We start from the raw sequence: 9,749 nt of genomic DNA on the forward strand, positions 1-9,749 counted from the left end.
CGTGTGCCGTGGCTCTCATGCCGTCCGGACAGTCGGCTCGGCCCGGGTGAACACCGACCAGACCATCAGGATCGGCCGGGTGTCGGAGATGAATTCCAGGCCGTGCAGCTCAGCCGACGGAACGGTGGTGAGCGCGAGGTCGGCGATGCCGTCGGTGACCGCCTGCGCGGCGGCACTGGTCGAGGCGGAGTGGATCACCTTGTGGGTGGCGTGGCTGCGGGGCAGCAGCTGGCCGATGATCGCTTCGGGCGCGGGATGGGTCGCGATGGTCGGGGAGTCCGGCACCGTGCCGTTGCGCGGCGCGGCGATGCCGTACAGCGGAGTGTCCATGACGAACACGTTGGCCAGTGCCAGGTCGGGGTCCATGTAGAACTCGTTGACCTCGCTGTAGGCGTTGGCCACGATCACGTGCGTGACCTGGCCGCCGCGGAGTGCGGCTCCCGCTTCCTCATAGGTGCCGAAAAGGTGGACGGAGGGCTGGGAGCCGTCGGATCCGGACAGGCGCATGAAGTGTCTCGCGGCGGCCTCGCTGCTTGTGCCCTGCGGTCCGAGGGTGCCCACCGACACCAGGTCCGAGTCACGTAGGAGGGCCGTGAAGCTCAACAGCGTCATGCTTTGCTCCCTGAGGGCTGGCGATGTTGTGAGACGGGGGTACTGCGGACTTCCGGAAGGTCCACGGGAAGACGCCATTCGGGATGGGCTGCGTCGGCATGCCGCGTGGCCGCGTCGTAGAGTGCGGCGAGCCGGCGGGTGACCTCGCCGACGGTACCGTTTCCGATGACTCGGCCCGCGAGGCTGACCACAGGGACCACGCCCTTGCCCGTGGAGGACAGGAAGACCTCGTCAGCGGTGAACACGTCCGACGGGCTCAGCTCACGCTCAAGGACCTCCGTACCGGATTCCAGGCACAGCGTGATCAAGGTATCCCTTGTGATGCCGGGCAGTATGTTGCTCGTACCGGGCGGGGTGAGGACCCGTTCGGCGACCACGGCGAAGACGTTCGCGGTGGTCGCCTCCGCCACATGTCCCGAGCCGTCCAGGATCAGTGCGTCGTCGTACCCGGCGGCACGGGCTTCGTCAGTGGCCAGCGCGCTGGTCACATAACCACCTGTGATCTTGTTCTGGGTAGGCAGGGTGTCGCAGGGCGGACGCCGCCAAGTGCTGAGTCCACAGTGTGCCGCCTTCGCGATCCCGGAGGACGGGAAGCCAAACGTGGTGATGGACAGCCCGTCGGAGACGCCCGACAGCGAGACGCCGGGGGGCGCGTCGGGCAACAGGGCGAGTTTGTGCGCCAGCGGCCGTACGTAGACGTCGCCGTCGTGGTTGTTGCGCCGGATCAGCTCAACGGTGATGGCGATGAGGTCCTCGACCTCGGTGGGGATGTCGGTGATGCGCAGAATCCGGCAGGCACGCAACATGCGTTCGTAGTGCTCGCCCACCCTGAACAGCTGCAGAAGACCCTGGTCGGAACGGTAGGCGCGGATGCCCTCGAAGGTGCCGGTGCCGTAGTGCAGCGCCTGGGTGGACAGTGGCAGCCGTGGCTCGGTCGCCGAAGCGAACTCGCCGCGGTCGTAGGCCCATGCCCCGAGTCCGATCCACGGTGCCGAATGCCTGTCCGGGCCGGTTGCGGCGTGGTCCGGGTGATGGGTGGTCATCGAGCCCTCGCCGCCGCGATGCGCTCGGCCGACGTGTTCTCGATCGAGGACTCGGCACGCAGGTCCACGACCCGGGCGGCTTTCCAGCTCACCATGGCACCGGTACTCGTAACGGGGCCGGGAGAACCGGACGTGACCGTCAGGGGGGTGTCCAGCTCCCGGCGGCAATCCTCGACGGCGTCTTCGAAGGCATCCCCGTGGTTGCCATCGGGACCGGCCTTCAATGTCAGCGACAGTACGTCTGTGCTGAGGCCGTCCTGATCCACGGTGATCTGGTAGTCCAGATAGCCTCGGAATCGGCGCAGCAAAAGGTCTTCGAGGTCGTATCCATTGACGAGATGCCCGTTGAGGCGGAGCCGGTCACGTACACGTCCGATGGCCTCCAGCGCCGAGGCCGGTACGGCGGATTCTGGACCGGGGTCGGTCATCCGGACCATGTCGCCGGTGCGGTACCTGATGAGTGGTTTGGCTCCCGCGTAAAGGTTTGTCACGACGAGTTCGCCGCATCGAACGCCATCCGCGTCCGGGGCCACCGGCTCGGTGCCCTCGGGCTCGATCACCTCATAGTGGTTGATCAGGGGGGCGGTGCGCAGCAAGCCGTCCGCGGTGGCCGCCGCGAGCACCGACGCCTCCTGCGAGGCGTAGAGGCAGTTGCGTGCCTCGGCGCCCCACACCTGGCCGATGTTCCGCAACAGACTGGGCGACATCAACTCACCCGTGAGCATCAATATGTCGAGCGAGAAGTCCCGCTTGAGGTCGAACCCCGCGTCCACCGCCTTCTGAGCGAGGCTCATGGCCATGCCCGGAGTGCAGAACAGCCCGGTCAAAGGCAGGGCACGCATGAGCTCCAGCGCGCGGTCGAAACCAACCAGCGGAGAGTGCGGCCACATCTTGGCAACTCCGTGGCCCAGGTTACGGCAGACATCGCCGAAGGTGTCCCCGGTCGCGTGCAGTTCGGTGGGACCTGAGACCCCGATGACCTGGCGGTCCCCGTACAGGGCAAGAATGTCGCGATAGTACGCGGTGAGAACAGTGTTGTTGTGAATGGAGTCGGAGTTCGTGCGCGGGCAAGGCGTCGCCGCTCCGGTCGTGCCGGTGGTCTCGTAGAAGATCCAGGCCTGGGAGGCCGGCAGAGACAGAATGTCGAGCTGGGCCTTCCTCAGGTCCTCCTTGCTGGTGAACGGAAGGGTCCGCAGGTCGTCGACACTCAGTGCGGAGATCTCATCGTCCGTGAGAGCTGCCAGTCTCTCCTGGTAGAAGGGGGATTTGGCCCGTACGTACGCCACGACTTCGCGCAGCCGCCGCGTCTGATGGGATTTCAGCCTCGCCGCATCCCACTCTCCTGCGATAAAGGCGTCGAACTGGTCACGCAACTCGCATGTGAGAGCCCCTGCTTCGGGATCGTATTGGGTGAACACCCAGGTCTCCAATCACTCGACTCGTAAGGAGCGGTTCACGCGTCGTTCAGATCGATTACCACCCAGTCGGAGATGCTCCGCCACAGGTCCACTGAGGCACGATGAAAACTGTTGACTTGATATCTTTCCAGGGCCGCCGCGTCGGGGAATACACCGATGACGGCGAAGTCGTAAGAGATGTCACGGACGACTGTGTTCCAACCCGTGCGCCAGGTGAGAAGCTCGGGGACGTTGTGCCCGACATTCCTCGCTAATTTCTCGGCCTCAATGACCTCCGGTGAGCACCGCTCGAAACCGTCCTTGAGTTTGAAGAGAGCTATGTGAGTGATCATCGACACCCTTCACGCGGGCCGGAGTGTGCGGTTTGGCCGCAGCGGAGCAAGCGCCGACAGCACTTACTGCGGATTCCCCTTGTGGCGATCATGCCGACACATCCGGTGCCAATCAATCGCACGTTGTCGATGGTGTGGATCGAGGGATTGGGTGAACAACCCGTTTCGCCCGGCCGGAAGGGAGCAGCCCCGTTGTGCCCTTGCCATCATGTTCGCCCTGCCGGATGGGCCAGCGCAGCGGCGTGGCTGACGCGTTCTCAGCCGGCGGGACGAGTCGATCGCCCGCGTCCGTGCCGCCGCATGAGGTTCGCCCAGGCTCGGCAACGAGGGACACGACCCGCAGGTGCCGCAGGGCCTTCACGCCGGGACGGGCTCGCGAGCCGACCGTGGATTCCGGCTGCGAGCCGGTCGCGGGTCGTCCACGTCGCGTTCGTCGCGGACGACTTCTCCGGGCGGCCGTTGGCCAGTCCGCGGCCACGGCACATGGACCGGAGTCGTCCTCGACGCCCTCGATACGGCCTTGTGCGCCGAGACCCGCTTCGCCGTCGTTCCAGGGGCGCTCGCGCGGGTGACCTGCCGTGTCAGCTGTTAGCTGTTAGCTGTCAGCTGTCAGCTGTCAGCTGTCAGCTGTTAGAACGAGAACCAGAAACCCGGCGCGGAGGCGCCGGAACAGGCTCCTCGACGCCGTCCTGGCCGACGCTTATCCGCCCGGCCTCCGGGCACGCCCGACGGCAGAGTTCACAGTGCCGCGACCGGGCCGTCCGGTTGTTGCCGGCGTTGTGCGACCACCTCGCGGCTCAGGTCCTCTGTCTCCTGCTCGGAGAGGCGCTCGAAGCCGTCTTCGGTGATCACCGCGACGATGGGGAAGATCCGGCGGCTCAGGTCCGGGCCACCAGTGGCCGAGTCGTCGTCGGCCGCGTCATAGAGAGCCTGGAGCGCGGCGAGGGCCGCGTCACGGCGGGACATACCTGGATGGTGCAGCTTCTTCAACGAGCCCCGGGCGTAGGGCGATCCGGAGCCCTCGGCGTAGAAGTCGCCCTTCTCGTACGGACCGCCAGTGACGTCGAAACTGAAGATGCGGCCGCGCTTTCCCTCGGGGGCGGACGGCTCGTATCCGACGAGCAGCGGAACCACGGCGAGCCCCTGCATGGCCTGGCCGAGGTTCTGCCGGACCATCGTGGCCAACCTGGTCGCCTTCGCGTTGAGGGTCATGGGGATGCCCTCGATCTTCTCGAAATGTGTCAACTCGACCTGAAACAGCTTCACCAGGTCGATCGCGAGGCCCACGGTGCCGGCGAACGCGACGGCTGTGTAGTCGTCCGTAGGGTGGACCTTCTCCAAGTCGCGCTGGGCGATGAGGTTCCCCATCGTCGCCCGGCGGTCGCCGGCGATCATCACTCCGTAGCGGTAGGTGAGCGCCAATACCGTGGTTCCATGCGGCACTTGGTCCGGCGCAGCCCGAACCCCCTCAGGAAGGACCGGGTGCAGGCTGAGCAGCTCCGGCCGGTGTGCGCGGACGAACTCGGCGAAGGAGCTCCCAGGGGCGAAGAACTCCGCGCCCAGGCGGCCTGCGGGCTCATGCCCAGTCATGTTTCTCCTCCCGAAAACCAGCGGGCGATCAACTACTACCATGAACGGCTCGTCCGAAAACGCGGTCCGCGTACCGGAGTCACCGACATTCCACGGACCGCCCTGCCGCACCCTACGGCCGAGTACTCGTTCGCCGCCGCGCGCATCCCCCTCGTTCCACCGCGCGACGGGCTGTCCGCCAACGGGGATACGGGACGAGGTGCCTGCTGACCGCGACACGGACGACGCGAGGGCCATGTCCCTTGTCGTGTAGCACCGTTGCGTGAGGGCCTGCGGAGATCGAGGAGATCAACCCGTGACCCGCTTCGCCGCCGACACCACGCACATTCCGATCGCCCGGCCGAGACCCCGGCACCGCCGGCGGGCCTGGCCGAGGACCGCGTCCGGGTCCGCCGGCCCGCGCATTCCGCCGCTGTACCACGGTGCGCAGAACCCGGACGCCTCCGGCTCCGCCCGTTCTCCGCCGCCCAACCCGGCCACCACCGACCGGAGGCGCGGAACCCGGCGCCCACCCGACGCGACCGCCGGGCCCTCACGAAAAGCCGAGGCCAAACGGCATTGCGCCCGACACCCGTCATCAGAATTCACGCGGGGATCGAAGATCACATAAGGCGTTCCTGTGCATCGATAAAGCACGTTTGGAGATCGACTCCGGATGTCGGATAGTAGGTGAACCAGCCCCTATTTCCATGTTCGGCATTGTGCTGGTCGTCTGCCCGTCCCCTTGCGGCGGAGTTGACGGGTGGGTTCAGCTTCAAATCGCAAAATGTGGTGCAAGCCAAGCCCGATGGAAAGATGGAAAGGGAGACCGTGGCTACATTGTTCGATCATTTCCACTCCGTGCTCTTTCAGATGGCCGACAATCCGGATCTCGAACTCCGCCGCAGCACTCCGGAGTCGGAGCAGAAAGGAATCGAGCCGTGACGGCCACCACAGGAACGTTGCACGGCAGGTTGCTGGAGTACGCCGTCCAGGCCCCGGACGTGCCGGCGATCTACTCCGACGCGGGCGTGATGACCTACGGGGAGCTTGACCGGCGATCCTCGCTTCTGGCCGAGCAACTGGTGGCGGAAGGCGCGCGGCCGGGGGTACCGGTCGGTATCTGCGTCGAGCGGACTCCGGACCTGTTCGTCACCATTCTCGCGACCCTCCGCTCGGGCGCCTGCTATCTGCCACTCGACCCCAAGTACCCGGACGAGCGACTGGCCTTCATGGTGGAAGACAGTGGCGCTCGTCTGCTCTTGTCCACACCTGCGTCGGCGGACCGCTGCCCGGTCGGCCCCAAGGTGCTGCTGTTTGAGGGATCCGTTACCGCGGAGCCGCGGTCCAGCGCGGCGCGGGCCCCCGCCGCCACGGCTCCGGCCGACACCGCGTACGTGATCTACACCTCTGGTTCCACGGGCCGGCCCAAGGGCGTACCGATCAGGCACAGCAGCTGCGCGGCAATGCTGTCCGAGGCCGACCGGATCTTCGCGGAGTGCGATCTGAGCGGTGTGGCCGCCGTGAGCTCGATCTGCTTCGACCTGGCGGTCATGGAAATCTTCGTGCCGCTCTCCCGGGGCGGCGGTGTGGTGTTGCTGGAGAGCGCGGTCCACCTTTTCGAGAGTCCGCATCTGAACCGGGTGACGCACATCAACTCCGTGCCGTCCGTCATGGCGAGCCTGCTCGACGGGGGCAGCATGCCGGCCGGGCTGCGGTCCGTGGTCCTCGGGGGCGAGGCGGTGCGCCGCCAACTCGTCGACCGGGTGTACGCCGAGTCGAAGGTGGAGCGAGTCTTCAACGGGTACGGCCCCACGGAGGGCACCGTCTTCTGCAGCTTCAAACTGGTCCCGCGCGACGAGGCCGGCGAGCCGTCCATAGGCAGCCCCAGCTCCACCGCCCGGATCTACGTCCTGGACGACAGGCTGCGACCCCTGCCGGAGGGGAAGCCGGGGGAACTCTATCTCGGCGGCGGCGGCCTGGCCCGGGGCTACCTCAACCGGCCGCTGCTGACCGCGGAACGTTTCGTACCGGATCCGCAGCTGGTCGGCGAACGCATGTACCGCACGGGTGACATCGGCCGTTTCCTGCCCGGCGGCGAACTGGAGTTCATCGGCCGTGCGGACCACCAGGTGAAAGTTCGCGGGTACCGCATCGAACTGGAGGAGGCTGAGTCCTGGCTGTCCGGATGCCCTGAGGTACGCGCGGCGGCGGTCGCGGTCCACGCGCGCGACGGGCAGCCGCACGCGGGTTCACTGGTGGCATACGTTGTGCCGGACGAGCCTTGGGCGGTGGACGCCGAAGGCGAGGACCTCTGGTTGGACGAGGCTCTCCAGGCCCGTATCACCAAGAGGCTGGGTGCGTCGCTGCCCGACTACATGGTCCCCGAGAAGGTGGTGTTCCTCGCCGAGCTTCCGGTGTCACCCAACGGCAAGCTCGACCGGGCGGCGTTGCCCGAGCCGCCCACGTCGGTCGCGTCCGCGACGAAGGAACCCGCGAGCACCCCGACCGAAGCGGCTCTCGTCGAGCTGTGGGCGCAACTTCTCGAACGTGATCCGCAGACGATCGGTATCCACGACACGTTCTTCGACCTCGGTGGAGACTCGCTGCTCCTGATCCGGCTGGCCAAGCAGATGACCAGGCGGTTCGGGAAGAGGGTCGGGGTGGCGGATCTCTTCCGGTTCCGCGAAATCGCCGCACTCGCCGACTGGCTGGACAGCGATGACGGTGCGGAGTCCGAAGCGGTCACGGAGGCGAAGCGCCGCGCAACGAACCGCCGCGCCCTCGTACATGGCCGGGGGCGGCCGTCGGCCGACTGAACCGATCCCGTGCACGGCCACCGGCACAGCACAGGAGGTCTTCACACCGATGCGGAACCCGTCAGAGCGAGATCACGGCGACATTGACTCCGTGACCACCGGGATCTCGGCCCGATTTCCCGGAACGGTCTGCAAAGAACATTTCTGGGACCACCTGCTGAACAGGCGGGAGTCCGTCGCCTTCCTGCGTAAGGAGGAAACCGAGGTGGACCATGCGCTGGTCAACCCGGACCGGACGGCGACAATGATGTCGTTCGAGCACCGCATCCACAGGGAGAGCGGCTGGGACGTGCTTGAGGACTCCGTCCGCCGCCCGGAGCGGGTCCTGGAGGCGGACCGGTGAGCGCCGGTCACGCCGGCTCCTCCGCCGCCCCGGCCGGCCGGGGCGGCGGAACGGGACCGGCTGATGTCATCCTCGACCTGGGCGACCCCGCCACGTTCGCCGAGCACGATCTTTCCGAGTTCTGGCGCGGGCTGAGAGACACCCGTCCCGTCCACTGGAACCCGCCCACGAGAAATCGCCGCGGATTCTGGGTCCTGTCACGCCATGAGGACATCATGGCCGTCCACCGCGACGACGAGACCTTCACTTCGGAGCGGGGCAACGTGCTCGTGACCCTGCTGGAGGGCGGCGACACGGGGGCGGGCAAGATGCTGGCGGTCACCGACGGCCCGCGGCACGAGCAGTTGCGCAAGGTCCTGCTGAGATCCCTGGGACCACGTGTACTCCAACCCGTGGCGGACGCTGTGCGGGCGAACACCCGTCAGTTGGTCCGGGAGGCGGTCTCCAATGATGAGTGCGACTTCGCCCTGGAGATCGCCAGCCGTATCCCCATGACCACCATCTCCAATCTGCTGGGCGTACCCGAGAGCGACCGCGACTTCCTGCTGAAGCAGACGAAGACCGCGCTGAGCGCCGATGACGACGAAGTCGACGAGACGGAGTCGGCGATGGCGCGCAACGAGATCCTGCTCTACTTCCTGGACCTGGTGGAGGAGCGGCGAAGCGCCTCTGGTGAGGATCTGATCAGCACGCTGGCCGCCAGCACGGTCGATGGGGCCGGACTGAGCGACGAGGACGTCGTGCTCAACTGCTACAGCCTGATCATCGGTGGCGACGAGACCAGTCGGCTGACCATGATCGACAGCGTGTATTCGCTCGCCGCGCACCCGAAGCAGTGGCAGCGGTTGAAGAACGGCGACTGTTCGATCGATACGGCCGTCGATGAGGTACTGCGTTGGGCGTCCCCCTCGATGCACTTCGGCAGGAGCGCCGTGCGGGACACAGAGATCCACGGTGTCCGCATCGCGAAGGGTGACATCGTCACCCTGTGGCACATCTCCGCCAACCATGATGAACGGGTCTTCGACCGACCTGAGGTGTTCGACTTGGGACGTCGGCCCAACAAACATATCTCGTTCGGCTACGGCCCCCATTTCTGCGTCGGCTCCCATCTTGCCAAGATCGAGATATCTGAACTCCTCATGGCTTTACGGGATTTCGCCCTGGACATCGAGCAGACCGGCGACGCGCTGAGGGTCCGCTCGAACCTTCTGAACGGCTATCACAGCCTGCCGGTGCAATTGCGGCCGGACCATGCCGGGCTGGCACGCGACAACGAACTGAACGGAGTGAAGCGATGACGGGCAATCCGTTCGACGCGGATGACGGTGACTGGCAGGTGGTCGTCAACGACCAGGGGCATCATGCTCTTTGGCGGCCCTTCCTGGATCTCCCGGCCGGTTGGAATCTCGTCCTCTCAGGTACCGGCCGGGAGGGTGCGCTGAATTACATCGAGCGGAACTGGACGAGCCTTGACCTGGTGGAGCGGCCGGGAGGCGCACCGTAAGTCCTTTCAAGAGCCTTCGGCCCTGGCTGTTTCCCTCAAACAGATATACCGCAGTCTCCGTCATCGCATTCCATCCGTCCCACTGGGGAGCTGAGATGCCGCAAGA

General features: G+C 66.2%; 10 protein-coding genes. 5 read left to right on the plus strand and 5 right to left on the minus strand.

All coding sequences use genetic code 11. The annotated features are described in order from the left end of the window. Positions 1-15 precede the first annotated feature (15 nt). From ACH4UM_RS29455 to prcB, 5 genes are all read right to left on the minus strand, one after another. Positions 16-612, minus strand: a complete 597-nt coding sequence (locus tag ACH4UM_RS29455) for a hypothetical protein (RefSeq protein ID WP_398185671.1) — start codon at positions 610-612, stop codon at positions 16-18. Then, complete coding sequence (locus tag ACH4UM_RS29460; protein WP_398185674.1) at positions 609-1,655, minus strand: aminotransferase class IV; 1,047 nt, start codon at positions 1,653-1,655, stop codon at positions 609-611. The genes ACH4UM_RS29455 and ACH4UM_RS29460 overlap by 4 nt, the downstream gene beginning before the upstream one ends. Next, positions 1,652-3,073, minus strand: coding sequence for a phenylacetate--CoA ligase family protein (locus ACH4UM_RS29465; RefSeq protein WP_398185677.1), 1,422 nt, complete (start codon positions 3,071-3,073; stop codon positions 1,652-1,654). Before ACH4UM_RS29465 ends, ACH4UM_RS29460 begins: the two co-directional genes overlap by 4 nt. A 35-nt stretch (positions 3,074-3,108) precedes the next feature. After that, on the minus strand, positions 3,109-3,405 hold the full coding sequence (locus ACH4UM_RS29470; RefSeq protein WP_398185680.1) for a Dabb family protein: 297 nt from the start codon (positions 3,403-3,405) through the stop codon (positions 3,109-3,111). A 738-nt stretch (positions 3,406-4,143) separates the two neighbouring features. Further along, the gene (gene prcB / locus ACH4UM_RS29475) at positions 4,144-4,995 is read right to left on the minus strand and encodes a proteasome subunit beta (protein WP_398185683.1); all 852 of its coding nucleotides are present in this window, start codon (positions 4,993-4,995) and stop codon (positions 4,144-4,146) included. Positions 4,996-5,763: 768 nt separating this feature from the next. Between prcB and ACH4UM_RS29480 the strand changes: the two genes are divergently transcribed. From ACH4UM_RS29480 to ACH4UM_RS29500, 5 genes are all read left to right on the plus strand, one after another. Next, positions 5,764-5,919: a hypothetical protein gene (locus tag ACH4UM_RS29480; protein WP_398185686.1), complete on the plus strand. Its 156-nt coding sequence runs from the start codon at positions 5,764-5,766 to the stop codon at positions 5,917-5,919. Then, on the plus strand, positions 5,916-7,793 hold the full coding sequence (locus ACH4UM_RS29485; protein ID WP_398185689.1) for an amino acid adenylation domain-containing protein: 1,878 nt from the start codon (positions 5,916-5,918) through the stop codon (positions 7,791-7,793). The genes ACH4UM_RS29480 and ACH4UM_RS29485 overlap by 4 nt, the downstream gene beginning before the upstream one ends. Positions 7,794-7,884: 91 nt before the next feature. Then, positions 7,885-8,136 carry a beta-ketoacyl synthase N-terminal-like domain-containing protein gene (locus ACH4UM_RS29490; protein ID WP_398185692.1) on the plus strand — a complete coding sequence of 84 codons (252 nt, stop codon included), beginning with the start codon at positions 7,885-7,887 and terminating at the stop codon, positions 8,134-8,136. Further along, positions 8,133-9,437, plus strand: a complete 1,305-nt coding sequence (locus ACH4UM_RS29495) for a cytochrome P450 (RefSeq protein ID WP_398185695.1) — start codon at positions 8,133-8,135, stop codon at positions 9,435-9,437. Before ACH4UM_RS29490 ends, ACH4UM_RS29495 begins: the two co-directional genes overlap by 4 nt. Beyond that, positions 9,434-9,643, plus strand: a complete 210-nt coding sequence (locus ACH4UM_RS29500; RefSeq protein ID WP_398185698.1) for an MbtH family protein — start codon at positions 9,434-9,436, stop codon at positions 9,641-9,643. Before ACH4UM_RS29495 ends, ACH4UM_RS29500 begins: the two co-directional genes overlap by 4 nt. Positions 9,644-9,749 lie beyond the last annotated feature (106 nt).

This window comes from Streptomyces sp. NPDC020801 (genome assembly GCF_044334385.1).
In the GTDB taxonomy this organism is placed as follows: Bacteria; Actinomycetota; Actinomycetes; order Streptomycetales; family Streptomycetaceae; genus Streptomyces.

What these genes read in the sequence shown, in the direction of transcription:
- ACH4UM_RS29455 (WP_398185671.1), bottom strand. Translation starts at nt 612, where the DNA reads ATGACGCTGTTGAGCTTCACGGCCCTCCTACGTGACTCGGACCTGGTG.
- ACH4UM_RS29460 (WP_398185674.1), bottom strand. Translation starts at nt 1,655, where the DNA reads ATGACCACCCATCACCCGGACCACGCCGCAACCGGCCCGGACAGGCAT.
- ACH4UM_RS29470 (WP_398185680.1), bottom strand. Translation starts at nt 3,405, where the DNA reads ATGATCACTCACATAGCTCTCTTCAAACTCAAGGACGGTTTCGAGCGG.
- prcB (WP_398185683.1), bottom strand. Translation starts at nt 4,995, where the DNA reads ATGACTGGGCATGAGCCCGCAGGCCGCCTGGGCGCGGAGTTCTTCGCC.
- ACH4UM_RS29500 (WP_398185698.1), top strand. Translation starts at nt 9,434, where the DNA reads ATGACGGGCAATCCGTTCGACGCGGATGACGGTGACTGGCAGGTGGTC.